At 60.7% G+C, this 26,759-nt stretch carries 23 protein-coding genes; 14 read left to right on the top strand and 9 right to left on the bottom strand.

Features of this window, described 5'->3' with window-relative positions:
* Positions 1-84 precede the first annotated feature (84 nt).
* The gene (locus tag HKK53_RS27480) at positions 85-966 is read right to left on the bottom strand and encodes an MBL fold metallo-hydrolase (protein ID WP_169373351.1); all 882 of its coding nucleotides are present in this window, start codon (positions 964-966) and stop codon (positions 85-87) included.
* A gap of 114 nt (positions 967-1,080) precedes the next feature.
* On the opposite strand from HKK53_RS27480, the gene HKK53_RS27475 reads away from it, so the two are divergent.
* Positions 1,081-1,986, top strand: a complete 906-nt coding sequence (locus HKK53_RS27475; protein WP_169373350.1) for a LysR family transcriptional regulator — start codon at positions 1,081-1,083, stop codon at positions 1,984-1,986.
* Between the two features lie 130 nt (positions 1,987-2,116).
* A complete protein-coding gene (locus HKK53_RS27470; RefSeq protein ID WP_169373349.1) occupies positions 2,117-2,293 on the top strand; it encodes a hypothetical protein in 177 nt (58 codons plus the stop codon).
* 9 nt (positions 2,294-2,302) lie between these two features.
* Here the strand turns inward: HKK53_RS27470 and HKK53_RS27465 are convergent, their stop codons facing one another.
* Complete coding sequence (locus HKK53_RS27465; RefSeq protein ID WP_169373348.1) at positions 2,303-3,199, bottom strand: helix-turn-helix domain-containing protein; 897 nt, start codon at positions 3,197-3,199, stop codon at positions 2,303-2,305.
* Positions 3,200-3,378: 179 nt separating this feature from the next.
* On the opposite strand from HKK53_RS27465, the gene pobA reads away from it, so the two are divergent.
* Together pobA and HKK53_RS27455 are read left to right on the top strand one after the other, a co-directional pair.
* Positions 3,379-4,572, top strand: a complete 1,194-nt coding sequence (gene pobA, locus HKK53_RS27460; protein WP_169373347.1) for a 4-hydroxybenzoate 3-monooxygenase — start codon at positions 3,379-3,381, stop codon at positions 4,570-4,572.
* 58 nt (positions 4,573-4,630) lie between these two features.
* A complete protein-coding gene (locus tag HKK53_RS27455) occupies positions 4,631-6,145 on the top strand; it encodes an MDR family MFS transporter (RefSeq protein ID WP_169373346.1) in 1,515 nt (504 codons plus the stop codon).
* 118 nt (positions 6,146-6,263) lie between these two features.
* On the opposite strand, the gene HKK53_RS27450 is transcribed toward HKK53_RS27455, so the two are convergent.
* The 4 genes from HKK53_RS27450 to HKK53_RS27435 form a co-directional block, all read right to left on the bottom strand.
* Positions 6,264-7,112: a cache domain-containing protein gene (locus HKK53_RS27450; protein WP_169373345.1), complete on the bottom strand. Its 849-nt coding sequence runs from the start codon at positions 7,110-7,112 to the stop codon at positions 6,264-6,266.
* A 220-nt stretch (positions 7,113-7,332) separates the two neighbouring features.
* Positions 7,333-8,184, bottom strand: a complete 852-nt coding sequence (locus HKK53_RS27445; RefSeq protein ID WP_178117469.1) for an ATPase — start codon at positions 8,182-8,184, stop codon at positions 7,333-7,335.
* 119 nt (positions 8,185-8,303) lie between these two features.
* Positions 8,304-9,296: an NAD-dependent epimerase/dehydratase family protein gene (locus HKK53_RS27440; RefSeq protein WP_169373344.1), complete on the bottom strand. Its 993-nt coding sequence runs from the start codon at positions 9,294-9,296 to the stop codon at positions 8,304-8,306.
* Between the two features lie 54 nt (positions 9,297-9,350).
* Positions 9,351-10,244, bottom strand: coding sequence for a LysR family transcriptional regulator ArgP (locus HKK53_RS27435; RefSeq protein ID WP_169373343.1), 894 nt, complete (start codon positions 10,242-10,244; stop codon positions 9,351-9,353).
* Positions 10,245-10,340: 96 nt separating this feature from the next.
* Here HKK53_RS27435 and HKK53_RS27430 point away from each other — a divergent pair, with 96 nt between their 5' ends.
* The 3 genes from HKK53_RS27430 (at position 10,341) to HKK53_RS27420 (ending at position 12,125) form a co-directional block, all read left to right on the top strand.
* Positions 10,341-10,742 (top strand): ACT domain-containing protein, encoded by a 402-nt coding sequence (locus tag HKK53_RS27430; RefSeq protein ID WP_169373342.1) that lies wholly within the window; start codon positions 10,341-10,343, stop codon positions 10,740-10,742.
* Positions 10,743-10,748: 6 nt separating this feature from the next.
* Complete coding sequence (locus HKK53_RS27425; protein WP_169373341.1) at positions 10,749-11,351, top strand: LysE/ArgO family amino acid transporter; 603 nt, start codon at positions 10,749-10,751, stop codon at positions 11,349-11,351.
* A 177-nt stretch (positions 11,352-11,528) separates the two neighbouring features.
* Positions 11,529-12,125 carry a superoxide dismutase gene (locus tag HKK53_RS27420; RefSeq protein ID WP_008034365.1) on the top strand — a complete coding sequence of 199 codons (597 nt, stop codon included), beginning with the start codon at positions 11,529-11,531 and terminating at the stop codon, positions 12,123-12,125.
* Between the two features lie 175 nt (positions 12,126-12,300).
* Here HKK53_RS27420 and HKK53_RS27415 read toward each other — a convergent pair whose 3' ends face one another.
* Complete coding sequence (locus HKK53_RS27415; RefSeq protein ID WP_169373340.1) at positions 12,301-12,549, bottom strand: DUF6124 family protein; 249 nt, start codon at positions 12,547-12,549, stop codon at positions 12,301-12,303.
* Between the two features lie 1,045 nt (positions 12,550-13,594).
* On the opposite strand from HKK53_RS27415, the gene HKK53_RS27410 reads away from it, so the two are divergent.
* The 7 genes from HKK53_RS27410 to HKK53_RS27380 all read left to right on the top strand — a co-directional run bounded on the left by HKK53_RS27410 (position 13,595) and on the right by HKK53_RS27380 (position 25,624).
* Entirely contained in the window at positions 13,595-15,646 is a 2,052-nt protein-coding gene (locus HKK53_RS27410) for a putative bifunctional diguanylate cyclase/phosphodiesterase (RefSeq protein WP_149657957.1), read from the top strand.
* 299 nt (positions 15,647-15,945) lie between these two features.
* On the top strand, positions 15,946-17,298 hold the full coding sequence (locus HKK53_RS27405) for an imelysin family protein (RefSeq protein WP_169373339.1): 1,353 nt from the start codon (positions 15,946-15,948) through the stop codon (positions 17,296-17,298).
* 289 nt (positions 17,299-17,587) lie between these two features.
* On the top strand, positions 17,588-19,015 hold the full coding sequence (locus HKK53_RS27400) for a di-heme oxidoreductase family protein (RefSeq protein WP_169373338.1): 1,428 nt from the start codon (positions 17,588-17,590) through the stop codon (positions 19,013-19,015).
* 29 nt (positions 19,016-19,044) lie between these two features.
* On the top strand, positions 19,045-20,109 hold the full coding sequence (locus HKK53_RS27395) for an imelysin family protein (protein ID WP_169373337.1): 1,065 nt from the start codon (positions 19,045-19,047) through the stop codon (positions 20,107-20,109).
* Between the two features lie 14 nt (positions 20,110-20,123).
* Positions 20,124-21,221, top strand: a complete 1,098-nt coding sequence (locus tag HKK53_RS27390; protein WP_169373336.1) for a DUF1513 domain-containing protein — start codon at positions 20,124-20,126, stop codon at positions 21,219-21,221.
* Positions 21,222-21,426: 205 nt separating this feature from the next.
* Positions 21,427-22,575, top strand: coding sequence for an efflux RND transporter periplasmic adaptor subunit (locus HKK53_RS27385; protein WP_169373335.1), 1,149 nt, complete (start codon positions 21,427-21,429; stop codon positions 22,573-22,575).
* A 13-nt stretch (positions 22,576-22,588) separates the two neighbouring features.
* On the top strand, positions 22,589-25,624 hold the full coding sequence (locus HKK53_RS27380; protein WP_169373334.1) for a multidrug efflux RND transporter permease subunit: 3,036 nt from the start codon (positions 22,589-22,591) through the stop codon (positions 25,622-25,624).
* A 189-nt stretch (positions 25,625-25,813) separates the two neighbouring features.
* Here HKK53_RS27380 and HKK53_RS27375 read toward each other — a convergent pair whose 3' ends face one another.
* Positions 25,814-26,041: a hypothetical protein gene (locus HKK53_RS27375; protein ID WP_133838174.1), complete on the bottom strand. Its 228-nt coding sequence runs from the start codon at positions 26,039-26,041 to the stop codon at positions 25,814-25,816.
* A 2-nt stretch (positions 26,042-26,043) separates the two neighbouring features.
* Entirely contained in the window at positions 26,044-26,757 is a 714-nt protein-coding gene (locus tag HKK53_RS27370) for a lipopolysaccharide kinase InaA family protein (protein WP_169373333.1), read from the bottom strand.
* Between the last annotated feature and the right edge of the window lie 2 nt (positions 26,758-26,759).

The raw sequence follows: 26,759 nt of genomic DNA, 5'->3' as shown, positions 1-26,759 counted from the left end.
GCTCCGCGTTCGGCTGTTGATGGGACGCGGAGCGTCCCGGGCTGCATTCCCACGCAGAGCGTGGGAACGATCAGGGTCAGCGGGTTACCACTTCATCTCGCCCTTGGCGACTTTGGCGCTCAGCTCCAGCGAGCTTTCTTCGCCCAGGGTCGGGTAGCGTTTTTTCATCGCGGCAATCAGCGCGGCAGAATCCTTGGCCTTGGCGGTTTCTTCGTCGAAGGCCTTGATGTACTCGGCAGTGAACTGCACGGCCGCCAGCGAACGAGCGCTCTCGCCCAGGTAATGCCCCGGCACGATGGTTTTCGGCTTCAACGTTTCAATCGAATGCAGCGTAGTCAACCAATCGGCATGGGACTGCGGCGTCTGTGTATCCGCCATCCACACATGAATGTTTTCCGCCACGACCACGCCACCGACCACAGCCTTGATCGACGGAATCCACACGAAACTGCGATCCGGTTGCTTACCGTCCAGGCCCACCACCTGCAATTTCTGCCCTTCCAGCATCAGGCTGTCGCCCTTGAGCACGCCCGGCACGATGGTTTTGGCTGGCACGTCGGCGCCCATTTTCGGGCCCCAAAAGGCCAGTTTGCCGTCGACGGTGTGCTTGATGTGATCGACGGTCGGCTGCGAGGCCAGCACTTTGGCGTTCGGGAACGCAGCGGTCAGGGTGTCGAGGCCGAAGTAGTAATCCGGGTCACCGTGGCTGATGTAGATGGTGGTCAGTTGCTTGCCGCTGGCGCGGATCTTCTGCACCACTTGCTCGGCTTGGGATTTGCCGAACTGCGCGTCCACCAGGATCGCCTCTTTCTCGCCGCTGACCAGCACCGAGGTCACCGGGAAAATCGCCTTGTCGCCCGGGTTGTACACGTCCAGGGTCAAGGTCGATGCGGCTGCGGCGTGAGCGGCGAAACCGAGGGTGGCGGTTGCCAGGAGAATGCGCTTGATTGCGGTGAAACCGATCATCTGTTGCTCCGTTGTCCGAATGCCGTGTTTGGCGATGGGACAGAGCTTAGTTGCCAATCTCAGTACAAAAAATGCGATGCTGAAACATAGTTTGTTTCTAAAAGTGGGCAAATCATGGATCGTCTTCAAGCAATGCAGGTGTTTGTCTCGGTGGTGGACCTGGGCAGCCAGTCGGCGGCGGCCGATCACCTGGACCTGTCGCGGCCGGTGGTGTCGCGCTATCTGGCGGAGCTGGAGGATTGGGTCGGCGCCCGATTGATGCACCGCACCACACGCAAGTTGAGCCTGACCGCGGCAGGCAGCGAAATCCTGCCGCGTTGCCGGCAGATGCTCGACCTGACCACCGACATGCAAGCCGCCATCAGCGAACCGGACGAAGCACCCCGTGGCCTGCTGCGGATCAGCGTCAGCACTTCGTTCGGCCAGGCGCAACTGGCAGACGCCATGGCCGCGTACGTCAAGCGCTACCCCGGCGTCAGCATCGACATGCAAATGATCGACCGCACGGTGAACCTGGTGGACGAACGCATCGACCTGGCAATCCGCACCAGCAACGACCTCGACCCCAACCTGATCGCGCGGCGGCTGACGGTTTGCCGCTCGGTGATCTGCGCCTCCCCGGCGTATCTGGAAGAACACCCGGCGCCCCAACGGGTCGAGGACCTGAGCCAGCACAATTGCCTGACCCACTCCTACTTCGGCAAAAGCCTCTGGCATTTCGAGCAGGACGACGAACAGGTGTCGGTGCCGGTGCAAGGCAATATCAGCGCCAACGAGGCCAGCACCCTGCTGCGCGCCACCATGGCCGGCGCCGGGGTGGCGATGCTGCCGAGTTATCAGGCTGGCGTGCACATACACAGCGGCGAGCTGATCCGCTTACTGGCGCATGCCGAGCCGCGGCAGATGAACATGTACGCGGTATACGCCTCCCGCAAGCACATGCCGTCGACGATGCGCAGCATGCTGGACTTCCTGGTGCTCAGGTTTCCCGAAGAGCCTGAATGGGATGTCGGGCTCTAAAATCAAAAGATCGCAGGCTCCGACAGGATGCATGCCGATCCAACGTAGGAGTTGCCGAAGCCTGCGATCTTTTGATCTTGACCTATGCTGAATGTAAGTACCCAAGGGTATTCGTTCAGAGGTCAACGCCATGAACATCAGAACAAGAAGATACCTCGCCATTTTCGTCACCTGCGCGGCGACGCTGGCGCTGTATGGCACCGCGGCCTGGCGGGTGGAGCAGTTGCGCAACCTGCCCCGTGAGTTCGCCAGCTGCAATTATGAGCGCTGCATCCCCCACAACGCGACCCTCAACGCCCTTCGCTAGCGAAGAACGTCAGGCCTCGCTGTCCTGATCGGCCTTCAAGCGGTCGCGAAAGGCTTTGGGCGAGATCCCCACGCGGCGCCTGAAAAGACGCGTGAAGTTGGTCGGATCGGAAAAACCCAACACGTCGGACATTTCGTAGATGGTCATGCTGGTGTAAGTCAGCAGGCGCTTGGCTTCCAGCAATTGGCGTTCGTGCATGATCTGCAACGCCGGTTGCCCCGCCAGCTCACGGCAGGTGCCGTTGAGGTGCGACACGGAAATCCCCAGCCGATGGGCCAGGTCCTCGACCTTGACGTGCTGGCGGTAAGTCTCTTCCACCAGTTGAATAAAGCCGTTGAGGTATTCCCGGGCGCGCTGCGGTCGCTGGCTGGCGTTGCGGCGCTGGATCACCTGGCGGCTGACCCAGACCATGATCACGCTGACCAGCGAATGCATGAGCATTTCCCGGGCCGGTTGATGGCCGGTGTATTCGCTTTGCAACGCCAGAAACAGACTGTTGAGGTACTCGCCGTCCTTGCCCGCCGGATAGCTTTCGGCCTGGGCCAGGACATTCTCCGAATTACCCAGTTGTGACTGCAAATGAGCCACCAGGGGTGCGGCCAGGGTCACGACAAACCCTTCGACATCTTCGGAAAAACGATAACCGTGCACCGACAGCGGCGGCAGGATCAGCATCGCCGGCTCGGTCAGTTGCGTGCGTTTACCTTCGATTTCAAGCTCTGCCTGACCTTTGAAGACGAAGAGTAACTGGCACAGATCAGCGTGGCGGTGGGGTTTGATTTCCCATTGATGTTCGCGGCTGCGTTTGGAAATGGTTTCACAGTGCAGCAAGTCGGGGGTCGGCCAATCCAGGCTTTCACCGTAGAGCTTGAACACCGGAATCGAAGGCAGGTCAGGCTTGTTCATCACTTCAATCCAGGCCTCGTAGTAGACGGGGCGATAATCGCACCGATTGGCAGAATGTACAGGTATCGGCTCAGTTTTCACCTTCAATTGACAGACCCGCAAGGGAAAAATGCAAGCACTCGATCCATAAAAATTACTCACCGGCCCTGGTCGCGTGAAGCTTGCGAGTCATAAAAACAATGAAAACGCTGAAAACTCAAATCGCCATCATTGGTGCCGGCCCCTCCGGTTTATTGCTCGGTCAATTGCTGCACAACGCCGGTATCGACACCCTCATTCTGGAACGCCAGACGCCGGAGTATGTGCTCGGCCGAATCCGCGCCGGGGTCCTCGAACAAGGCATGGTAGAGCTGTTGCGCCAGGCCGGCGTGGGTCAGCGCATGGACGCCGAAGGGCTGGTCCATGGCGGCTTCGACCTGGCCCTCGATGGCCGCCAGGTACACATCGATCTACAGGCCCTGACCGGCGGCAAAACCGTGATGATCTATGGCCAGACCGAAGTCACCCGCGACCTCATGGCCGCCCGTCGGGACGCCGGGGCACAGACGATTTATCAAGTGAGCAATGTCGTTCCTCACGGGATGAAAACCGATGAAACCTTTGTCACTTTCGAAAAGGATGGCGAGACCTGGCGCCTCGATTGCGACTACATCGCCGGCTGCGACGGCTTTCACGGCGTAGCGCGGCAGTCGATTCCCACGGATTGCCTGAAGGTCTTCGAGCGGGTCTACCCATTCGGCTGGCTGGGGATTCTGGCTGACACCCCGCCGGTCCACGAAGAACTGGTCTACGCCCGCCACGAACGCGGGTTCGCGTTATGCAGCATGCGTTCGGCGACCCGCACCCGTTACTACCTGCAAGTGCCGGCCGAGGAGCATGTCGAGGACTGGTCCGATCAACGCTTCTGGGACGAACTCAAATCCCGTCTGCCGCAGGCCTTGGCGGACAAACTGGTCACCGGGCCGTCCATCGAGAAAAGTATCGCGCCGCTGCGCAGCTTTGTCGTGGAACCGATGCAGTACGGGCGGATGTTCCTGGTCGGCGACGCCGCACACATCGTCCCGCCCACCGGCGCCAAGGGCCTGAACCTGGCGGCCAGTGATGTCAGCACGCTGTTCAATATTCTGCTGAAGGTGTACCGCGACGGGCGCGTCGATCTGCTGGAGAAGTACTCGGAAATCTGTCTGCGCCGGGTGTGGAAAGCTGAACGGTTTTCCTGGTGGATGACCTCGATGCTGCACCGCTTCGACGAGCACGATGCCTTCAGCCAACGCATCAGCGCTTCGGAGCTGGACTACTTTGTGAACTCCGAGGCCGGCCGAAAAACCATTGCAGAAAATTACGTCGGACTTCCGTACGAGGCTATCGAATAGCTTGCTACCGACTTACACTGGCGAGCATCCCCGCTCGCCGTGTCTGCAGGTTTTACCCGTGACCAATCTGAACCAGCCTGAAACGCCCAAACCGGCCATTCGCAGTGTGTTGATCGCCCTGATGCTGGCGATCTTTCTCGGTGCGCTGGACCAGACCATCGTCGCCGTGTCGATGCCGGCCATTTCCGCGCAGTTCAAGGATGTCAGCCTGCTGGCCTGGGTGATTGCTGGCTACATGGTGGCGATGACCGTGGCAGTGCCGATCTACGGCAAGCTCGGTGATCTGTACGGCCGGCGCAAGTTGATGCTGTTCGGCATGGGGCTATTCACCGTGGCCTCGTTCTTTTGCGGCATGGCCCAGAGCATGGAGCAACTGGTGCTGGCGCGGATCCTTCAGGGGATTGGCGCCGGCGGGATGATTTCGGTCAGCCAGGCAATCATCGGCGACATCGTCCCGCCCCGTGAGCGCGGCCGTTACCAAGGTTACTTCAGCAGCATGTACGCGGTGGCCAGCGTCGCCGGGCCGGTACTCGGCGGGTACATGACCGAATACCTGTCGTGGCGCTGGGTGTTCCTGATCAACCTGCCACTGGGCCTCGGCGCGTGGCTGGTGGCCAATCGCACGCTGGTCGGGCTGCCGGTGCCGCAGCGCAAACCGATCATCGATTATGTCGGCACGGTGCTGATGATCATTGGGTTGACCGCTTTGTTGCTCGGCATCACTCAGGTCGGCCAAGGGCATTCATGGCGCAGCGCCGAAGTGCTGGGGCTGCTCGGTTGCGCAGTGGCGGTGCTGGCGCTGTTCGTGTGGCATGAGCGCCGTGCGCGGGAGCCGTTGCTGCCGATGCATTTGTTCGCCAACCGCGACGCGATCTTGTGCTGGTGCACGATTTTCTTCACCAGTTTCCAGGCGATTTCCCTGATCGTGCTGATGCCGCTGCGCTTTCAGAGCGTCACCGGCGCCGGGGCCGACAGCGCCGCGCTGCACCTGTTGCCGTTGGCGATCGGCTTGCCGATTGGCGCTTATTTCGCCGGGCGCCGCACGTCGGTGACCGGGCGCTACAAGCCGATGATCCTGGCGGGGGCGCTGCTGATGCCGATCTCGATTCTCGGCATGGCCTTCAGTGCGCCCCAGGCGCTACTGATGAGCAGCCTGTTTATGTTGCTTAGCGGGATCGCCAGCGGCATGCAGTTCCCGACGTCGTTGGTCGGCACGCAAAATTCGGTGGCACAACGGGACATCGGCGTCGCCACCAGCACCACCAACCTGTTTCGTTCGCTGGGCGGCGCGGTGGGCGTGGCGCTGATGTCAGCGCTGTTGTTGGCATTGTTGCAGGATTCGAGTTTCGCCCACTTGGCCGGCTCGGCGATTGGCGAAGGCAGCTCGGGAAATGTCTTGCTCGACGGTTTGAACGCCGCGCCGGGGGAGGCACAGAATGCCTTGCGCGGGGAGTTGCTGGTGACGTTCCGGCATTTGCTGATGGTCAGTGCGGCGGTGTCGTTGCTGGGGTTGGCGGCGGCGATAGCGATGCCGAACAGAGTGTTGCGGGGGCGGGAAGATAAGGTTCGTTAGCCGATCGTTCCCACGCTCCGCGTGGGAATGCCTCAACGGACGCTCCGCGTTCGGCTTTGGATGGGACGCCGAGCGTCCCGGGCTGCATTCCCACGCAGAGCGTGGGAACGATCATTGCTCAAGGGCTGTAATACCCGACAGCCACCAGAAAAAGCCCAACCTTCTTCAGATAAGCATGCTTGTCCTCGACCTTCCCGGTCACCGGGTTCTTCCAGCGGTATTCGTATTCCCCCTGATCCTGCTTGGCGATCAACGCCAGAATCGGCTCGCCCACCGGTTTGCCTTCCGGATCATTGACCTTGCCGAAGTCGGTGTTGATCAGCCTTAGATTGGTGCCATGGGCGACGTAGCGCTGGTTATTCAGATCGACCACGAAGACGTATAGATCGTCCTGCAAGTAGCCGCCCTTGAGCGAGTTGATCGCCGTCAGCGTGCCCTTCTCATCCTTGGCCAAGTCGGCCGCGGCTTTATCGAGCAAGGCCTGGGCTTGTTGCGCGGAGGCGCGGGGCAAGTAGTAACCGACCGCCAGGATCCGCTGGCCGATGCGCTGATAGAACACGTGCTTGCGTTCGACCTTGCCGTCGGCCCAGTTCTGCCAACGGTATTCGGCCTGCTGAATGCCATTGCCTTCCGGCACTTTCAAGGCGTCCTTGAAGGCTTTCTGCAAATCCGGCGGCAACGTCTCGGACACATCACGCCCGATCAACGCCGAGGACGGCCCACCGCTGGCGAGCATGACACCCTTGGTGTCGACCACGAATACGTAACGGTCCTTGTCGACAAACTCGCCCTGACGACTGAATGCCGCAAAAGCCCTGTCGCCGTTGTCGTGGTAATACGCCAGAGCTTTTTCCAGCAAGGCCCGGGCCGCCTGGCCGTCATCCTTGGCTACCGTCGCCGCCTGAACCTGGCCCAGGCTCAGCAACAACATCCCCCCCAACCAGGCCAACTTGTGCACAAACCCCATAGCGCATCCCTCGTTCTTGTTGATGTTTCAAGAGCGTAGACGGGGTTGGGAATATGGATGGATATTCAGCGATCTGTAGCCGCTGGCGAAGCCTGCGTCCGGCGGCGAAGCCGTCGTCGATCAGACGACGCGGTGTGTCATGCAAACCGCGTTGTATGGATTTACGACGGCTTCGCCGCCGAACGCAGGCTTCGCCAACTGCTACACAAGGCGTGCCAGGCTATTTCGCCCGGGCGTTGATCTGCTGCTGCAAATTCTGGATCTGCGCCTGTAGCGTGTTGAGGTTGCGGGTGGTTTGGGCGCGGAAGGCGTCGAACTCGGCGGTGTTGGTCGGGTTTGGCGTGGGGGTCGCCGGACGGTTGTCCTGCTCGCTTTTGAGCACGACGATTTCCTGTTCCAGGCGATCGATCGCGGCAGTCGGGTTGCCCTGTTTCTTCAGCGCCGCGATGTCGGCGTTGAGGCTTTTCAGCTCGGCATCGACTTTGCTGGTGTCAGCGGGCGCGCTTTTCAGGGCCGTCAACTCATCGCTCAGGGTTTTGACCTGGGCCTGCAATTGGGTGCTGGCCGCGGTTTGCGCGGTAGTCTGCGCGGTCATCTGCGCCAGACGCTTGTCCAGGTCGCTGGTCTGGCCGACCACACCCAGTTGGGCCTGGCTCTGGTCCTGGAGTTTGCTTTCCAGTTGTTTGATCTGCAGTTTCAGGGCTTCGCTGTCGCTGGAGACATTCGACTGGCTGGCCACCACCTTGCCGGAAATGTCCTGCAAACGCCCCGCCGCTTCCTCACTGATCCGCGCGAAACTTTCCTGGGTCGCCACCAGTTGCTGCTCCATCAGCGAGATCTGCTGGAAACTCCACCAGGCCAGGCCTGCGCAAGCGAAGAACAAGGCACCGACCAGTGCCCACAACGGCCCGGTGCTGGCGCTTTTGACCTTGGCCACTGGCACTGGACGCGAGTGCACGGTGGTGCGTTCACGGGCGGCCGGTGTGGTTGGAAAGTCGTCGTCATCGAGGGGGTCGGCACGCAGGCTCGGTACATCATCGAAGTCGTCGTTGGCATCGTTACGCATGGACATTGAGGCAACCTTTGTGAAACGCGGTGATGGCTTGATGCGGCGAAGTATAACCCTCACTGCCGCATGGGTTGACCCTCAACCCCGCACTCGGTTCAGTATCGAGACAGGTCCTACGCCTGTCAGCGAATATCCTGAGCCTTCCACCAGGTGCAGAACTCGTCGAGGGCGGTCCAGAGGCTGACTTTCGGATCGTAGTCCAGATAATGCCGGGCGCGGCTGATGTCCAAGGTGAAATTTTTGTTCATCACCTGCATGCCCAGGCGCGACAGGGTCGGCTCGGGGCGCCCCGGCCAGAGTTTGCAAACACCTTCGTTGAGCGCCGCGACGCTGTAGGCCAGACCGTAGGAACGGTAGCGGGTGACCTGTGGGACGTCCATTTTGCGCATCACGTAATTCACCACATCCCACAACGGCACCGGCGTACCGTTGCTGATGTTGTAAGCCTTGCCCAGCGCCGAACCGCTGGCCAGCAAACTGCTGAGCAACGCTTCGTTGAGGTTTTTCATGCTGGTGAAATCGACCTTGTTCAAGCCGTTGCCGACGATTGCCAGCCGCCCCTTGCGCTGCATCTTCAGCAGGCGCGGGAAGATGCTCATGTCCCCGGCACCGGTGACGAAACGCGGGCGCAAGGCGATGGTTTCGAGGCCGAACTCCTGGGCGCCGAAAACCTTCTGTTCGGCGAGAAACTTGGTCGCCGCATAGTGATGCTTGAAGCGCTTGGGCACCTGCTCTTCGGTCAGGCCCAGATGATCGCGGCCATCGAAGTAGATCGATGGCGACGACAAATGCACCAGGCGCCGGACCCGTTGCTTGAGGCAGGCTTCGACCACGTTTTCGGTGACCTGGACGTTGCCCTGATGAAACTCCTGATAGCGCCCCCACAAACCGACGGCGCCGGCACAGTGCACCACGGCTTCGACGTCCGAGCACAGGTCGCGCACCAGTTCCGGGTCGCTCAAGTCACCCTGGATAAATTCGGCGCCCCGGCGTACCAGGTGCTCGACGCCCTCGGCCCGGCGACCGTTGACCCGCACGTCCAGGCCCTGCTCCAGGGCGAAACGCGCAAAGCGCCCGCCAATGAAGCCGCTTGCGCCGGTGACCAGAATTTTCATGTAGAGCTCCGATGTCTTTCGTTTTGCGTAATGCGTGAGTCTTGACGCTGCCCATCAGTCCAACGGCACCAGCCATTGCTTCGACGAACGTACCAATTGGTCAGTGAGTAAACCCAGCAGCTGACCGCCATTGCGCCAATGATGCCAGTACAGCGGCACATCGATTGGCTTATCTGGCAAAAGCTCCACCAAATCGCCGCGTTGTAGCTGCTCGCGCACCTGCAGTTCCGGCACCAGGCCCCAGCCCAGCCCGGCTTCCGTGAGGCGGATAAAACCTTCGGACGATGGGCACAAATGGTGTTCGAAACCGCCGTCCACGCCGAGGGAAGCAAGGTAGCGATGCTGTAGGAAATCATCCGGGCCAAACACCAGTGCAGGGGTGCGCGGCAATAATTCGGCGCGCACACCTTCGGAGAAATGTCGGGCAATAAATGCCGGACTGGCCAATGCCCGGTAACGCATGGCGCCCAATAGCACGCTGCGAGCCCCGGCCACCGGGCGCTCGCTGGCACAGAGACACGCCGCCACTTCTCCGGCGCGCATGCGCTTGAGGCCCACGGTCTGGTCTTCAACGACCAAGTCCATCAGCAAATGTTGCTCGGCGCAAAAATCCCCCACCCCATCGGCCCACCAAGTGGCGAGGCTGTCAGCGTTGAGGGCGATACGCAGGCGTTCCGGCAGGCCTGCTTCATCCAGCGCCGGCACCAGGGTCAGCAAATCCCGCTCAAGCAAGCGCACCTGCTGCACATGGTTGAGCAAACGCCGACCGATTTCAGTCGGCGCTGGCGGCGTCGCCCGCACCAACACCGGTTGGCCGACCCGCGCTTCCAGCAACTTGATCCGCTGGGAAATCGCCGATTGCGACAAACCCAACACCTGCGCGGCGCGTTCGAATCCGGCCTGCTCGACCACGGCGGCCAAGGCAGAAAGCAATTTATAGTCGAACATCAGTTTTCCTAATGAGCGATCAGCACTATTGGTTTTTCTTATACAGCGTTGCGCTGGAGAATGGCCAGCAAGAACTCTTTCACAAGGAATACCGACATGGCTGGCGAAACCTCATTGGCAACCCTGCTGCGCAGCATGAGCCCGCAACTCAACGTCGGCGAGTACGTGTTTTGTACATTGCGCGACGGCACGTTGCCGGCGGGCCTGGAGCTTGTCGGCAGCTTCCGCGAGCAGGAAGGCCTGACCGTCATTCTGGAAAAATCCCACGCCGAAAAGGCCGGTTTCAGCTTCGACTACATCGCCGCGTGGATCACCTTGAACGTGCATTCGGCCCTTGAAGCCGTCGGCCTGACCGCCGCGTTCGCCACGGCGCTGGGTAAGGCCGGGATCAGTTGCAACGTGATCGCCGGTTATTACCACGACCATTTATTCGTCGGCCAAGCCGACGCCGAACGCGCCATGCAAGTGCTACGGGACCTGGCAGCCAACGCGGAGTAGACCCTCATGTGGCAAAGCTATGTAAACGGCCTGTTGGTCGCGGCGGGGCTGATCATGGCGATCGGCACCCAGAACGCGTTTGTGCTGGCCCAAAGCCTGCGCCGCGAACATCACCTGCCGGTGGCGGCACTGTGCGTCGTTTGCGATGCGCTGCTGGTGGCTGCGGGCGTGTTCGGCCTGGCGACGGTGCTGGCGCATAACCCGACGCTGCTGGCGGTGGCCCGTTGGGGTGGCGCGGCGTTTCTGATTTGGTACGGCAGCCAGGCATTGCGCCGGGCCTGCGCGAAACAGAGTTTGAGTCAGGACGAAAACCAGACCGTGCGTTCGTTGCGGGCGGTGATGCTCAGTGCCTTGGCGGTGACCCTGCTCAATCCGCACGTTTATCTGGATACGGTTTTGCTGATCGGCTCCCTCGGCGCGCAACAAACCGAGCCGGGCGCCTATGTCGTCGGCGCGGCGAGTGCTTCTTTATTGTGGTTCTTTACGTTGGCGCTGGGCGCGGCATGGCTGGCGCCGTGGCTGGCACGGCCGAGTACCTGGCGGATTCTCGACTTGTTGGTAGCCGTGATGATGTTCACCGTAGCGTTCCAGCTAATCACCGCTCCTTAACTTATTCCAAAAGGCTCTGGAACCTCTATTCCACACAGTTGTTGCGTGGTTATGCCGCACCCCCGGTGCTATGATCCGGTTCGATGCGCCGCAAAGAGTACAAACTCCCCGGCGCTTGTCTGGCCGCCCGTGATCGGCCTTGCGCTCACCGCAACTGACCTGATTAGGAGAATCATCATGGCTTTCGAATTGCCGCCGCTGCCCTACGCACACGATGCCCTGCAGCCGCACATTTCCAAGGAAACTCTGGAATATCACCACGACAAGCACCACAACACCTACGTCGTGAACCTGAACAACCTGGTGCCAGGCACCGAGTTCGAAGGCAAGACCCTGGAAGAAATCGTCAAATCTTCTTCGGGCGGTATCTTCAACAACGCCGCTCAGGTCTGGAACCACACCTTCTACTGGAACTGCCTGGCGCCAAACGCCGGCGGTCAACCTACCGGCGCGCTGGCTGAAGCCATCAACGCTTCGTTCGGTTCGTTCGACAAGTTCAAAGAAGAATTCAGCAAAACCTCGATCGGCACCTTCGGTTCCGGCTGGGGCTGGCTGGTGAAAAAGGCTGACGGTTCCCTGGCCCTGGCCAGCACCATCGGCGCCGGCAACCCGCTGACCAACGGCGACACCCCGCTGCTGACCTGCGACGTCTGGGAACACGCTTACTACATCGACTACCGCAACGTTCGTCCGAAGTACGTCGAAGCGTTCTGGAACCTGGTCAACTGGAAATTCGTGGCTGAGCAGTTCGAAGGCAAAACCTTCACCGCTTAAGATCGAAACCAGTCAAAAAAACCCGGCTTAGGTCGGGTTTTTTTATGGGCGTCGGGAAGGTGGGGTTTGTTCTGACGCCTTCGCGGGCAAGCCTCGCTCCTACATTTGGAATGCATCCCCCTGTAGGAGCGAGGCTTGCCCGCGAAGAACGATGACACGGTCAATCTGACGAAACCTAGTCCTGAGGATCGACGATATCCAATGCCCGGTTCACGGCAAGATCCGCCAGCATGACGACCTGCGCAATGGCTAATGCCGTGCTGCGTTGGGAACCGCTCAGGTAGGTGGCGAAATCGCTGGCCAGGACACTTGCCGAAGCCAATGACTCACAGGCGTGGGCCAGGAGGGTTTCGATGTTCATGTCCTGGGAAACCTGGAACATGGGGTTGGATTTGTAGGGTGGGTCTGGGATTAATTTATCCAAAGGAATGCCTATGCGTTGGGTGCCGATCCCTTGCCGTTTCTCACGCGACGAAGAGGTGGCAGCTATGTGCGAGGTGAGAAACCGGTCATAGACACCCGGCCGGACCGAAGTCCGCCCGCACACAGCCGCCATAACGCATTTGCAGCAGATTGGCGGCAATTATGCGGATACTGGCGCTGGATGACTATGACTAGCCGGGTTCTCACACCCGATCGCTGAGTTTTCAGCGACCCCCAAAAGGTTATTGAACCCACTTCCTACCGGCAACCTGAAAACCTCGTGGGAAACGTCTGGTATTTTCGCAAACAATTAAACAAAAACGGAACGCGGAGCGTCCCTGGCGGCATTCCCACGCAGAGCGTGGGAACGATCAAAAAGCAAAAGCAAAAACGGCGCACGCCAACCGCTTTTCACCACTCATTAGGCCGAGCGTTAGCTCGCCTGCCCTTGATCTTGCCCTACCCGCCCCTTCGGGAGGCCGAGTGGAGGTTCTGCGCAGTGGGCAGCCCGGCATGGATGCCGGGCTAGCCGCCCCCGGCCATGGATGGCCGATGGCGGCGGGCCCACGGAGCAGGACCGGAGCGAGGGAACACCGAGCCCAGGCGAGGGGCCGGACGCCGGGGCGAGACCTTTGGTTCCTTTGGGGCGTTTGCCAAAGGGACTCGCCGTAAGGGCGAAACCATAATCCGCCGTTACCGCAGCAACGGATATGTACACCATCACCAAGAGCATGGTCGGCCCGAAGGCCGCCAAGGTGCCCCACAAGCCCGATCGCAATTTCCTACGATGAAACAAGCTGGGAGCCCCTTGCCCCAACGCCACAGCGGACTAACATCAACCCAAAGGAAAAATAGTCCCGATCCCCCTCAAGTTGAAGGCCAAAACTACCGACACAATACAAATAGGACAAACACTCAAAACACCAGCATATTGGCCAAGCTACAGGCAAAATCCCCTGAGCTTGATTGTCCCTTTGACTGCCATCACGGGATTGCCAATACTCATGGCAACTTGATGCTACCCGCACGGAACAAGGAATAACCCTTTGAAGCTGGAACTCAAGAACAGCTTGTCGGTGAAGTTGCTCCGGGTCGTGCTCCTGTCGGCATTGATCGTCGGCGTGGTCTTGAGCTGCGCGCAGATCGTTTTCGATGCCTATAAAACACGCCAGGCCGTGGCCGGTGATGCCCAGCGCATCCTCGACATGTTCCGCGACCCCTCGACCCAGGCCGTCTACAGCCTGGACCGGGAAATGGGCATGCAAGTCATCGAAGGCCTGTTCCAGGACGACGCCGTGCGCCAGGCCTCCATTGGTCATCCCAACGAAGCCATGCTCGCGCAAAAGTCCCGCGAACTGCAGCATTCCAACAGCCGCTGGCTGACCGACCTGATCCTCGGCCAGGAACGCACGTTCACCACCCAACTGGTGGGCCGTGGGCCCTACAGCGAATATTACGGCGACCTGAGCATCACCCTCGACACCGCCACCTATGGCCAGGGTTTCATCGTCAGTTCGGTAATCATCTTCATTTCCGGCGTGTTGCGCGCCCTCGCCATGGGCCTGGTGCTGTACCTGGTTTACCACTGGCTGCTGACCAAGCCGCTGTCGCGGATCATCGAGCACCTGACCGAAATCAACCCCGACCGCCCCAGCGAACACAAGATCCCGCAGATCAAGGGCCACGAAAAGAACGAACTGGGGATCTGGATCAACACCGCCAACCAGTTGCTCGAATCCATCGAGCGCAACACCCACCTGCGCCACGAAGCGGAAAACAGCCTGCTGCGCATGGCCCAGTACGATTTCCTTACTGGTTTGCCGAATCGCCAACAATTGCAGCAACAACTGGACAAAATTCTCGTCGACGCTGGTAAGTTGCAACGCCGGGTCGCGGTGCTGGTCGTTGGCCTGGATGACTTCAAGGGCATCAACGAACAATTCAGCTACCAGACCGGCGACCAACTGTTGCTGGCCCTGGCCGATCGACTGCGCGCCCACAGCGGCCGCCTCGGCGCCCTCGCCCGCCTGGGCGGCGACCAGTTTGCGCTGGTCCAGGCCGACATCGAACAACCCTACGAAGCGGCCGAACTGGCGCAAAGCATCCTCGATGACCTGGAAGCGGCGTTTGCCCTCGATCATCAAGAGATTCGTCTGCGCGCCACCATCGGCATCACCCTGTTCCCCGAGGATGGCGACAGCACCGAAAAGCTGCTGCAAAAAGCCGAGCAGACCATGACCCTGGCCAAGACTCGCTCGCGCAACCGCTATCAGTTCTATATCGCCAGCGTCGACAGCGAGATGCGCCGACGCCGCGAACTGGAAAAAGACCTGCGCGATGCCCTGACCCGGGATCAGTTCTATCTCGTCTACCAACCGCAGATCAGCTACCGCGATCACCGGGTGGTGGGCGTCGAAGCGTTGATTCGCTGGCAACACCCCGAGCACGGGTTGGTGCCGCCAGACCTGTTCATCCCGCTGGCCGAGCAGAACGGCACCATCATCGCCATCGGCGAATGGGTGCTGGATCAGGCCTGCAAGCAGTTGCGCGAATGGCATGACCAGGGTTTCGCCGACCTGCGCATGGCGGTGAACCTGTCCACCGTGCAACTGCACCACGCCGAGCTGCCACGGGTGGTCAACAACCTGTTGCAGATCTATCGCCTGCCGCCGCGCAGCCTGGAACTGGAAGTTACCGAAACCGGCCTGATGGAAGACATCAGCACCGCCGCCCAGCACTTGCTGAGCCTGCGCCGCTCCGGTGCGTTGATTGCCATTGACGACTTCGGCACCGGCTATTCATCGCTCAGCTATCTGAAAAGCCTGCCCCTGGACAAGATCAAGATCGACAAGAGCTTCGTCCAGGACCTGCTCGATGACGACGACGATGCCACCATCGTTCGAGCGATCATCCAGTTGGGCAAGAGCCTGGGCATGCAGGTGATTGCCGAAGGCGTGGAAACCGCCGAGCAAGAGGCCTACATCATTTCCGAAGGTTGCCACGAAGGTCAGGGTTACCACTACAGCAAACCGCTGCCGGCACGGGAGTTGAGTGCCTACTTGAAGCAGGCCCAGCGCAGTAACGCGGCCATCCTCTGATACAGGAACTATGTAGCAGCTGGCGAAGCCTGCGTTCGGCGGCGGAACCGTCGTAAATTCAGGCGCTGCGGTCTGCCTGCTACACCGAAGTGCATGATTTCACGACGGCTTCGCCGCCGAACGCAGGCTTCGCCAGCTGCTACAGGGCTGCGATCTTTTGATCTACCGCACCACAACCCCTGAATAAGAAATATTTCCAACCACAACCCCTTTACACATAATGCGAAAGATTTGCATTATGTCGCAGCTTTGCGCGCCCCTGGCGCCATTCCACCCCCAATCGAAGCAGGATGTTCGCCATGATTCGTATGCCTCTGGCTACCGCCAGTCTGTTGGCCATCGCTATTTCCCTCGCCGGTTGCGGCGAAGGCAAAGACAAGAACGCCGCTGCGCCAACGCCTGCGCCGGCCGCCAGCACCACTGCCGCGGCCCCAGCTGCAGCGCCAGCCGCCGCCGGTAAAGTCGACGAAGCCGCCGCCAAAGCCGTGGTCGCGCATTACGCCGACATGGTCTTCGCCGTTTACAGCGATGCCGAATCTACCGCGAAGACCCTGCAAACTGCCGTCGACGCCTTCCTCGCCAAGCCGAACGCCGACACCCTGAAAGCCGCCAAGGCTGCCTGGGTTGCCGCTCGCGTTCCTTACCTGCAGAGCGAAGTGTTCCGCTTCGGCAACACCATCATCGACGACTGGGAAGGTCAGGTGAACGCCTGGCCACTGGACGAAGGCCTGATCGACTACGTCGACAAATCCTACGAACACGCACTGGGTAACCCGGGCGCTACCGCCAACATCATCGCCAACACCGAAGTCCAGGTCGGCGAAGACAAGGTCGACGTCAAAGACATCACCCCGGAAAAACTCGCCAGCCTGAACGAACTGGGCGGCGCCGAAGCCAACGTCGCCACCGGCTACCACGCCATCGAATTCCTGCTCTGGGGCCAGGACCTGAACGGCACCGGCCCTGGCGCCGGCAACCGTCCTGCTTCCGATTACCTGGAAGGCAAAGGCGCGACTGGCGGTCATAACGATCGTCGCCGTGCCTACCTGAAATCCGTGACCCAACTGCTGGTCAGCGACCTGCAAGAAATGGTCGGTAACTGGAAGCCGAACGTGGCCGACAACTACCGCGCCACCCTGGAAGCCGAGCCTGGCGAAACCGGCCTGCGCAAAATGCTGTTCGGCATGGGCAGCCTGTCCTTGGGCGAACTGGCGGGCGAGCGCATGAAGGTGTCCCTGGAAGCCAACTCCCCGGAAGACGAACAGGATTGCTTCAGCGACAACACCCACAACTCGCACTTCTACGATGCCAAAGGCGTGCGTAACGTTTACCTGGGTGAATACACCCGCGTCGACGGCACCAAAATGACCGGCGCCAGCCTGTCGTCCCTGGTGGCCAAGGCCGACCCGGCTGCCGACACCGCACTGAAAGCCGACCTGGCTGCGACCGAAGCCAAGATCCAGGTCATGGTCGACCACGCCAACAAGGGTGAGCACTACGACCAGTTGATCGCTGCCGGCAACACCGCTGGCAACCAGATCGTTCGTGACGCCATTGCATCGCTGGTCAAGCAGACCGGTTCGATCGAAGCCGCCGCTGGCAAACTGGGCATCAGCGACCTGAACCCGGACAACGCTGATCACGAGTTCTGATCAACGCAGGCTGGATAAAGAGGCGACCTTCGGGTCGCCTTTTTCATTCCCGCCAGAACACAATCCCTTGTAGGAGCGAGGCTTGCCCGCGAAGACGGCTTAACATGCAACCTCTTTGGTGACTGACACGCCGCTTTCGCGAGCAAGCTTCGCTCCTACATTGGATCGCAGTGACCGTGGTATTCGGGGAAACCTGTCCCACATCAACCAAACGATAATTCCTCTTATTCAAATTCCCCCGCCCTGTTAGACTTTGCGCCCTTATTTTGCTCGCCCGTCAGGAAGTCTGATGCCATCGTTGCCTCTTCGCTGGTGCACCCTGTTCATGGCCCTGGGCCTGAGTGCCTGCGATGACGCCCCGCGTTTTACCCAGGCCGAACCCGGTGAAGCCCGGTCCGGTGGCAGCGCGACGGTGCGCAAGACCGATCAGAATTCCTTTTCCCTGCCCTCGGCCAATCTGCCGCCGTCACGACGGGTGGATTTCAGCGTCGGTAACAGTTTTTTCCGCAGTCCCTGGGTGATCGCGCCGTCGACCACCACCGCCCGGGATGGCCTCGGCCCGTTGTTCAACACCAACGCCTGCCAGAACTGCCACATCAAGGACGGTCGCGGTCATCCGCCGACGCCTGATGCGGCGAATGCGGTGTCGATGCTGGTGCGCCTGTCGATCCCCGATACGCCGGCCTACGCCAAGGTCATCGAGCACTTGGGCGTGGTCCCGGAGCCGGTCTACGGTGGCCAGTTCCAGGACATGTCGGTGCCCGGTGTCGTCCCGGAAGGCAAAGTCCGCGTCGACTACACGCCCGTGCCGATTCGCTTCAAGGACGGCACTGAAGTCGAACTGCGCAAACCGGTTCTGCAGATCACCCAACTGGGCTACGGCCCGATGCACCCCGACACGCGGTTCTCGGCGCGCGTCGCCCCGCCGATGATCGGCCTGGGCCTGCTCGAAGCGATCCCCGACGAGGCAATCCTGGCCAACGCCGCGGCCCAGGCTAAAGACAAAAACGGCATCGCCGGGCGCCCGAACCAGGTCTGGGACGACGCCCAGCAAAAAACCGTTCTCGGCCGATTCGGCTGGAAGGCCGGGCAACCGAACCTCAATCAACAGAATGTTCACGCATTCTCTGGTGACATGGGCCTGACCACCAGCCTGCGGCCCTTCGATGACTGCACCGACGCGCAAACCGCCTGCAAGCAAGCGCCCAACGGCAATGGCCCGAATGGCGAGCCGGAAGTCAGCGATAACATCCTGCGCCTGGTGCTGTTCTACAGCCGCAACCTCGCCGTGCCCGCTCGCCGCGATGTCAGTGCGCCGCAAGTGCTGGCCGGCAAGAATCTGTTTTTCCAGGCGGGATGCCAGTCCTGTCACACGCCGAAATACACCACCGCCGCCAACGCCGCCGAACCTGAACTGGCCAATCAAGTGATTCGCCCCTATAGCGATCTGCTGCTGCATGACATGGGCGACGGCCTGGCCGACAACCGCACCGAATTTAAAGCCAGTGGCCGCGACTGGCGCACCCCGCCGTTGTGGGGCATTGGCCTGACCCAAGCGGTCAGCGGTCACACCCAGTTTTTGCATGACGGCCGCGCGCGCAATCTGCTTGAAGCCGTGCTCTGGCATGGCGGCGAAGCGAGCGCGGCGCAGCAACAGGTTTTGTCTTTCAATGCCGAGCAGCGCGCTGCGTTGCTGGCGTTTTTGAATTCTCTCTAAGCACTTTAAAAAAGAATCGGGAGCCCGACATGTTCCGTCCCAAATTGTTGTTCACCAGCCTTGCAGCGCTTGCCCTCGGCGCCTGTTCGCCGCAGGATCCGCAAGCCGTGACCTCGGCGGCCATCGCCAAGCAAGTGATCCTGCCGACGTACAGCCGTTGGGTTGACGCCGACCGCCAACTGGCCATCAGCGCCCTCGCCTATTGCGAAGGCAAGGCAGACCTCGAAACCGCTCGCAACGACTTCCTGCACGCGCAGAAAGCCTGGGCCGAACTGCAACCGTTGCTGATCGGCCCGCTGGCCGAGGGCAACCGTTCGTGGCAGGTGCAATTCTGGCCGGACAAGAAGAATCTGGTCGGCCGTCAGGTCGAGCAACTGGTCACCGCCCAGCCGCAAATCGATGCCGCCGCCCTGGCCAAATCGAGCGTGGTGGTTCAGGGCCTCTCGGCCTACGAATACATTCTGTTCGACAGCAAGCCTGACGTGGCCAACGACGCGCAGAAAGCCAAGTACTGCCCGCTGCTCAAAGCCATTGGCGAACGGCAGAAACTGCTGGCCGAAGAGATTCTGCAAAGCTGGAACAACACCGACGGCATGCTCGCGCAGATGAGCAAGTTCCCGAACCAGCGCTATGCCGATTCCCACGAAGCGATCGCCGACTTGCTGCGGGTGCAAGTCACCGCCCTCGACACCTTGAAGAAAAAACTCGGCACGCCGATGGGCCGCCAGACCAAGGGTGTGCCGCAGCCGTTCCAGGCGGATGCGTGGCGCAGCCAGTCTTCCCTGACTGGCCTCGAAGCCAGCCTCGCCGCCGCCAAAACGGTCTGGGAAGGTGTCGACAACAAAGGCCTGCGCGGTCTGTTGCCGAGCGAGCAGAAACCGTTGGCCGACAAGATCGACGCCGCCTACGCCGCCTCGCTCAAACTGTTCGCCAGCAACCAGCGCTCGCTGAGCGAAATGCTCAACGACGATGCCGGTCGCCAGCAACTCAACGATCTCTACGACAGCCTCAACGTCGTCCATCGCCTGCACGAAGGCGAACTGGCCAAGGCGCTGGGCATCCAACTGGGCTTCAACGCCAACGACGGTGACTGATGAGGGCAAGTGCCATGCTGCGACGTCAGGCTCTGACTTTAGGTAGTTTGCTGCTGGGAGCAGTGACGCTGGGCGGCTGGACGCTGTTCAAACGCAAGGACCAGAGCCCGCTGCTGCTGTCGGCGCGGGACGATACCGACGGCAAGCATTACGCCGTCGGTTATCGGTTGGACGGCACCCGGGTGTTCGCCACAGAGGTCGGCCAGCGCTGTCACGACATCATCAATCACCCGACCCTGGCGATGGCGCTGTTCGTGGCGCGGCGTCCGGGGACCGAGAGTTACTTGATCGACCTGCGTGACGGCACGTTGCTGCAGACCGTGACCTCGCAGCCGAACCGGCATTTCTACGGGCACGCGGTGATCCACAAGGATGGCGAATTCTTGTACGCCACCGAGAACGACACGTCCGATCCGGGTCGTGGCTTGCTCGGTGTGTATAAGTTCGAGGGCGAGCGACTTATCCACAGCGGCGAGATTCCTACTCACGGCGTCGGCCCGCATCAGGTGTCGTGGATGCCCGACGGTGAAACCCTGGTGGTGGCCAACGGCGGGATTCGCACCGAGGCCGAAAGCCGGGTCGAGATGAACCTCAACGCCATGGAGCCGAGCCTGGTGCTGATGCAGCGCGACGGCACGCTGTTGAGCAAGGAAACCCTCGCTCAGCAGATGAACAGCGTGCGCCACCTAGGCATTGCCAGCGACGGCACCGTCCTCGCCAGCCAGCAATTCATGGGGCCGTCCCACGAGTCCTCGGAGTTGCTGGCGATCAAGCGTCCGGGCCAGCCATTCGTGGCGTTCCCGGTGCCGGAGCATCAGTTGCAGGCGATGGGGCACTATACCGCCAGCGTCGCGGTGCACAGCGAGTTGCGCCTGGTCGCGTTGACGGCGCCGCGAGGCAATCGCTTTTTCATCTGGGACCTGGACAGCGGCGAAGTGCGCCTGGATGCGCCGTTGCCCGATTGCGCCGGCGTGGGTGCCGTGGCCGACGGGTTTGTCGTGACCTCGGGTCAGGGCCGCTGCCGGTACTACGATTGTCGCCAGACAGATCTGGTTGCAAAACCGCTGGAGCTGCCGGCAGGGCTCTGGGATAACCATCTGCACCTGATCTGATTCCCCCTCCTCTGTAGGAGCAAAGCTTGCTCGCGATGGCGGTGTATCAGCCAGCCTATTCGTACGCTGACACACCGCCATCGCGAGCAAGCTTTGCTCCTGCAGGTTTTGCGTCATCCTGTAATAAGTGCCAGTTGGATTCACTGCCACACTCGGAGTAATGTTCCCGCCTGTCTCACCTGATTTTCTCCAAGGAAGTGGAAATATGCTGCGTCGCCGCATGCTGATCATGTTGGGAGTTGTCCTGCTTATTGTGCTGGCCCTGGGCGGGTACAAAGCCTTTTCGATCTACACGATGGTCCAGGGTTTCGCCAAGCCGAAACCGCCTATCAGCGTCGCCGTGGCCACGGCCGCCGAACAGCCGTGGCAGATGCGCTTGCCCACCGTCGGCACGCTCAAGGCATTGCAGGGAGTGAACCTGAGCCTGGAGATCGCCGGCACCGTCAAAGAGCTGATGTTCGAGTCAGGGCAGAAGGTCAAGGCCGGGCAACCGCTGTTGCAATTGGACAGCGCCGTGGAAAGCGCCCTGCTGGAAACCGCCCAGGCCGACCTCGGGCTGGCGCAACTGGATTTCGGTCGCGGCAGTCAGTTGGTCGATAGCCGGGCGATCTCCAAAGGCGAGTACGACCGGCTCTCGGCGCAGTTGCAAAAGAACAAGGCCACGGTCAATCAGCTCAAGGCATCCCTGGCGAAGAAACGCATCCTCGCGCCATTCAGCGGCACCATCGGCATTCGTCAGGTGGACGTCGGCGACTACCTCGCCAGCGGCACCATGGTCGCGACCCTGCAAGACCTTAGCAGCCTGTACGTCGACTTTTTCCTGCCCGAGCAATCGGTGCCGAAGATCGCCCTCGGCCAACCGATCCAGGTCATCGTCGCCGCCTACCCGACGCAAAGCTTCCCCGGCACCATCAGCGCGATCAACCCGAAGGTCGAAAACAGCACGCGCAACATCCTCGTCCGCGCGACCCTGGCCAATCCGGATGGCAAGTTGCTGCCGGGGATGTTCGCCAGCCTGCAGGTGATGCTGCCGGACCCGCAAAAGCACATCGTCGTACCGGAAAGTGCGATCACCTACACCCTGTATGGCAACTCGCTGTACGTGGTCGGGCAGAAGAAAGCCGAAGACGGCACGCTGGAAAAAGACGACAAGGGCCAACCGATCCTGATCGCCGAGCGACGGTTTATCGAAACCGGTGAACGCCGCGATGGCCTGGTGATGATCAACAAAGGTGTGCAGAGCGGCGAACAAGTGGTCACGGCCGGCCAGATCAAACTGGACAACGGCGCACACATTGCCATCAGCGACGACAAGACCCTGACCGATAAGAACAGTCAGCCACGTACTGACTGATCAAGGAATCCTCATGGCTTTTACCGATCCGTTCATCCGCCGCCCGGTGCTCGCCACGGTGGTCAGCCTGCTGATTGTGCTACTGGGCTTCCAGGCTTGGAGCAAGCTGCCGCTGCGCCAATACCCGCAAATGGAAAACGCCCTGATCACGGTGACCACCGCCTACCCCGGGGCCAACGCCGAAACGATCCAGGGCTACATTACCCAACCGATGCAGCAAAGCCTGGCAAGCGCCGAGGGCATCGACTACATGACCTCGGTCAGTCGCCAGAACTTCTCGGTGATTTCGATCTACGCGCGTATCGGCTCCAACAGCGACCGCCTGTTCACCGAGTTGCTGGCCAAGGCCAACGAGGTGAAGAACAAGCTGCCCCAGGACGCCGAAGACCCGGTGCTGAGCAAGGAAGCCGCCGACGCCTCGGCGCTGATGTACATCAGCTATTTCAGCAAGGAACTGAGCAACCCGCAGATCACCGATTACCTGTCCCGGGTTATCCAGCCGAAACTGGCGACACTGCCCGGCATGGCCGAAGCCGAGATTCTCGGCAACCAGGTGTTCGCCATGCGCCTGTGGCTCGACCCGGTGAAACTCGCCGGGTTCGGCCTGAGTGCCAGCGACGTGACCAACGCGGTGCGCCAGTACAACTTCCTCTCCGCCGCCGGCGAGGTGAAAGGCGAATACGTGGTCACCAGCATCAACGCCAACACCGAACTCAAGTCCGCCGAGGCCTTCGCCGCGATTCCGCTCAAGGTCGACGGTGACAGCCGGGTGCTGCTCAGCGATGTGGCGCGGGTGGAAATGGGCGCCGAGAACTACAACGCCATCAGCTCGTTCGGTGGCACACCGTCGGTGTACATCGGCATCAAGGCGACACCCGGCGCCAACCCGCTGGACGTGATCAAGGAAGTGCGCAAGATCATGCCGGAGCTGGAAGCCCAGTTGCCGCCCAATCTGAAAAGCGAAATCGCCTACGACGCCACGCTGTTTATCCAGGCTTCGATCAATGAGGTGATCAAAACCCTGTTTGAAGCGGTGCTGATCGTCATCGTCGTGGTGTTCCTGTTCCTCGGCGCCCTGCGTTCGGTGGTGATCCCGGTGGTGACCATCCCGCTGTCGATGATCGGCGTGATGTTCTTCATGCAGATGATGGGGTACTCGATCAACCTGCTGACCCTGCTGGCGATGGTGTTGGCCATCGGCCTGGTGGTGGACGATGCGATTGTGGTGGTGGAAAACATTCACCGCCACATCGAGGAAGGCAAGACACCGCTCGACGCGGCCATCGAAGGCGCCCGGGAAATCGCCATGCCGGTGGTTTCCATGACCATTACCCTGGCGGCGGTGTATGCGCCGATCGGGTTCCTCACCGGGCTCACCGGGGCGCTGTTCAAGGAGTTCGCCCTGACCCTGGCCGGGGCGGTGGTGATTTCCGGCATCGTTGCCCTGACCCTGTCGCCGATGATGTGCGCCTATTTGCTGCGCCACGACACCAATCCCAGCGGCCTGGCCCATCGCCTCGACCTGATTTTCGAAGGCCTCAAGCGCCGTTATCAAAGCATGCTGCACGGCACACTCAACACCCGGCCGGTGGTGCTGGTGTTCGCGGTCATCGTGCTGTGCCTGATCCCGGTGTTTCTCAAGTTCGCCAAAACGGAACTGGCACCGGACGAGGACCAGGGCATCATTTTCATGATGGCCAACGCCCCGCAGCCGACCAACCTCGATTACCTGAATACCTACACCGACGAATTCATCACAATCTTCAAGGAGTTTCCCGAGTACTACTCCTCGTTCCAGATCAATGGTTTCAACGGTGTGCAATCGGGTATCGGCGGCTTCCTGCTCAAACCGTGGAACGAGCGCGGTCGCACGCAAATGCAGATCCTGCCCGAGGTCCAGGAAAAACTGGGGAGCATTCCCGGCTTGCAGATTTTCGGCTTCAACCTGCCGTCCCTCCCGGGCACCGGTGAAGGCTTGCCGTTTCAGTTCATCATCAACACCGCCAACGACTACGCGTCGCTGCTGGACGTGGCCGATCGGGTGAAAAAACGCGCGCTGGAGTCCGGCAAGTTTGCCTTCGTCGACATCGACCTGGCGTTCGACAAGCCGGAAGTGGTGGTGGATATCGACCGCGCCAAGGCGGCCCAGATGGGCGTGTCGATGCAGGACCTCGGTGGCACCCTGGCGACGTTGCTGGGTGAGGCGGAGATCAACCGGTTCACCATCGAAGGGCGCAGCTACAAGGTCATCGCGCAGGTCGAACGAGCGTACCGGGATAACCCCGACTGGCTGAACAATTACTACGTCAAGAACACCAAGGGCGAACTGCTGCCGCTGTCGACCCTGATCACCGTGACCGACCGGGCACGGCCACGGCAGTTGAACCAGTTCCAGCAGCTTAACGCGGCGGCGGTGACCGGGTTCCCGCTGGTCAGCATGGGTGAGGCCATCGAGGTGGTGCGCCAGATCGCCCAGGAAGAAGCGCCGGTGGGTTTTGCCTTTGACTATGGCGGCACGTCACGGCAATTCGTTCAGGAAGGCAGTGCGCTGTGGGTCACGTTCGCCCTGGCGCTGGCGATCATTTTCCTGGTGCTGGCGGCGCAGTTCGAAAGCTTCCGCGATCCACTGGTGATTCTGGTGACGGTGCCGCTGTCGATCTGCGGGGCGTTGATTCCGCTGTTCCTCGGCTGGTCGAGCATGAACATCTACACCCAGGTCGGGTTGGTGACGTTGATCGGGCTGATCAGCAAACACGGGATCCTGATCGTGGAGTTCGCCAACAAGCTGCGCAAGGAGAAAGGCCTGACTCCGCGCGAAGCGGTGGAAGAAGCGGCGGCCATTCGTCTGCGGCCGGTGTTGATGACCACGGCGGCAATGGTGTTCGGCATGGTGCCGTTGATTCTGGCGACCGGTGCGGGCGCTGTCAGCCGCTTTGATATCGGCACGGTGATCGCCACGGGGATGTCGATCGGGACGTTGTTTACCCTGTTCGTGTTGCCGTGCGTTTATACGTTGCTGGCCAAGCCTGATAAACCCTCGGCTCCATGATCGTTCCCACGCTCCGCGTGGGAATGCAGCCCGGGACGCTCCGCATCCCATCAACAGCCGAACGCGGAGCGTCCGTTGCGGTATTCCCACGCAGAGCGTGGGAACGATCATTGTCGCGGAGCGTGGGAACGATCAGCCAAAAAAAAAGGCCTCGCATCTGCGAGGCCTTTTATTTTGGCTTCAATCTGTTCAACTTTGCGGCCTCAATCCCTGTGAAAGTCCGAACATGAACAGTAACAAGTCATGATCAGGTTGTGTGGCCACGGCTGCCTTGGCAACCCGTGGCAACGGGCAGTGAGCACCATCGTTCACTGCACTGAGGACTTGCGTGCGGGGCTGCTCCCAAGCCGCCACCGCCAATGAAGCAACTGCCAAGGCTCCTAGAAGAAACACACCTCGTGCAATTTCGAGTTTCATCGCTATAAACCCTTGATAGCGCTGCCAAACGCCGTCTCATAAAAATAGACCAGATTCTTCCAGTCTGTATCGCTGAACGACGAGTGGCGACGCAGTTGCTTCATGTCATGGGCGGCGGCGCGCTGGGCAGTCAAACGCTGGCGGCACTTCTCCAGATCGATGAGCGCCACTTCCACCGTGGCCGTTTCGCCTTCGCCGACAACCCGCACAAACACATGCTTGATGTAGATGCAGCTGTGCTGCCAGCGGCCCTTGTGCATGCGGGCCAGATTCTCGGCCAGTTCCTTGAGGACGCGCTCATGCACGGCTTCGCCATGACGCTCACGACCGCCACCGGCGTACCAGTGTTCGATTTCCTCGAAGCCGTCCAGGGACTTGGTGACCAGCAACGCACGCCATTTATGTACAGGGTCGCGCTGGGCGCCGCAGAACACCATTTCCGGCACACGAACGCCGAGCGCCGTCAGACCGATGAGCGCATCCTGCTCGCGCAATACGGTCGGTCGGCCGAAAGGGTGCAACCAGCTGCGGTAGATATGCCCGGTCTGACGCTTGGCATACAGCAGTTGCCCATCGCTGCTCCTGACGCGCTGCACGCCACTTTCCCCACCGCGACGGACGTTGGGTTCTTCTACCCATTCACCGCGCTGATTCCAGAAATAGTCGAAGCGGTCCTGGGAAGCGACTTCCGTTTCTGCTGCACATTGCACTGCCATCC

This window comes from Pseudomonas sp. ADAK7, from assembly GCF_012935675.1.
Lineage (GTDB): Bacteria > Pseudomonadota > Gammaproteobacteria > Pseudomonadales > Pseudomonadaceae > Aquipseudomonas.
Note: the sequence above shows the minus strand (reverse complement) of the source record. Positions and strands in the feature narration are given on the sequence as shown.

Bases quoted from the DNA above. Each gene is read 5' to 3' on its own strand.
- HKK53_RS27425 (WP_169373341.1), top strand. From the start codon at position 10,749: ATGTGGCAAAGCTATGTAAACGGCCTGTTGGTCGCGGCGGGGCTGATC.
- HKK53_RS27385 (WP_169373335.1), top strand. From the start codon at position 21,427: ATGCTGCGTCGCCGCATGCTGATCATGTTGGGAGTTGTCCTGCTTATT.
- HKK53_RS27375 (WP_133838174.1), bottom strand. From the start codon at position 26,041: ATGAAACTCGAAATTGCACGAGGTGTGTTTCTTCTAGGAGCCTTGGCA.
- HKK53_RS27430 (WP_169373342.1), top strand. From the start codon at position 10,341: ATGGCTGGCGAAACCTCATTGGCAACCCTGCTGCGCAGCATGAGCCCG.
- HKK53_RS27450 (WP_169373345.1), bottom strand. From the start codon at position 7,112: ATGGGGTTTGTGCACAAGTTGGCCTGGTTGGGGGGGATGTTGTTGCTG.
- HKK53_RS27445 (WP_178117469.1), bottom strand. From the start codon at position 8,184: ATGTCCATGCGTAACGATGCCAACGACGACTTCGATGATGTACCGAGC.
- pobA (WP_169373347.1), top strand. From the start codon at position 3,379: ATGAAAACGCTGAAAACTCAAATCGCCATCATTGGTGCCGGCCCCTCC.
- HKK53_RS27395 (WP_169373337.1), top strand. From the start codon at position 19,045: ATGTTCCGTCCCAAATTGTTGTTCACCAGCCTTGCAGCGCTTGCCCTC.
- HKK53_RS27470 (WP_169373349.1), top strand. From the start codon at position 2,117: ATGAACATCAGAACAAGAAGATACCTCGCCATTTTCGTCACCTGCGCG.
- HKK53_RS27405 (WP_169373339.1), top strand. From the start codon at position 15,946: ATGATTCGTATGCCTCTGGCTACCGCCAGTCTGTTGGCCATCGCTATT.
- HKK53_RS27370 (WP_169373333.1), bottom strand. From the start codon at position 26,757: ATGGCAGTGCAATGTGCAGCAGAAACGGAAGTCGCTTCCCAGGACCGC.
- HKK53_RS27440 (WP_169373344.1), bottom strand. From the start codon at position 9,296: ATGAAAATTCTGGTCACCGGCGCAAGCGGCTTCATTGGCGGGCGCTTT.
- HKK53_RS27400 (WP_169373338.1), top strand. From the start codon at position 17,588: ATGCCATCGTTGCCTCTTCGCTGGTGCACCCTGTTCATGGCCCTGGGC.
- HKK53_RS27465 (WP_169373348.1), bottom strand. From the start codon at position 3,199: ATGAACAAGCCTGACCTGCCTTCGATTCCGGTGTTCAAGCTCTACGGT.
- HKK53_RS27380 (WP_169373334.1), top strand. From the start codon at position 22,589: ATGGCTTTTACCGATCCGTTCATCCGCCGCCCGGTGCTCGCCACGGTG.
- HKK53_RS27420 (WP_008034365.1), top strand. From the start codon at position 11,529: ATGGCTTTCGAATTGCCGCCGCTGCCCTACGCACACGATGCCCTGCAG.
- HKK53_RS27435 (WP_169373343.1), bottom strand. From the start codon at position 10,244: ATGTTCGACTATAAATTGCTTTCTGCCTTGGCCGCCGTGGTCGAGCAG.
- HKK53_RS27390 (WP_169373336.1), top strand. From the start codon at position 20,124: ATGCTGCGACGTCAGGCTCTGACTTTAGGTAGTTTGCTGCTGGGAGCA.
- HKK53_RS27475 (WP_169373350.1), top strand. From the start codon at position 1,081: ATGGATCGTCTTCAAGCAATGCAGGTGTTTGTCTCGGTGGTGGACCTG.
- HKK53_RS27480 (WP_169373351.1), bottom strand. From the start codon at position 966: ATGATCGGTTTCACCGCAATCAAGCGCATTCTCCTGGCAACCGCCACC.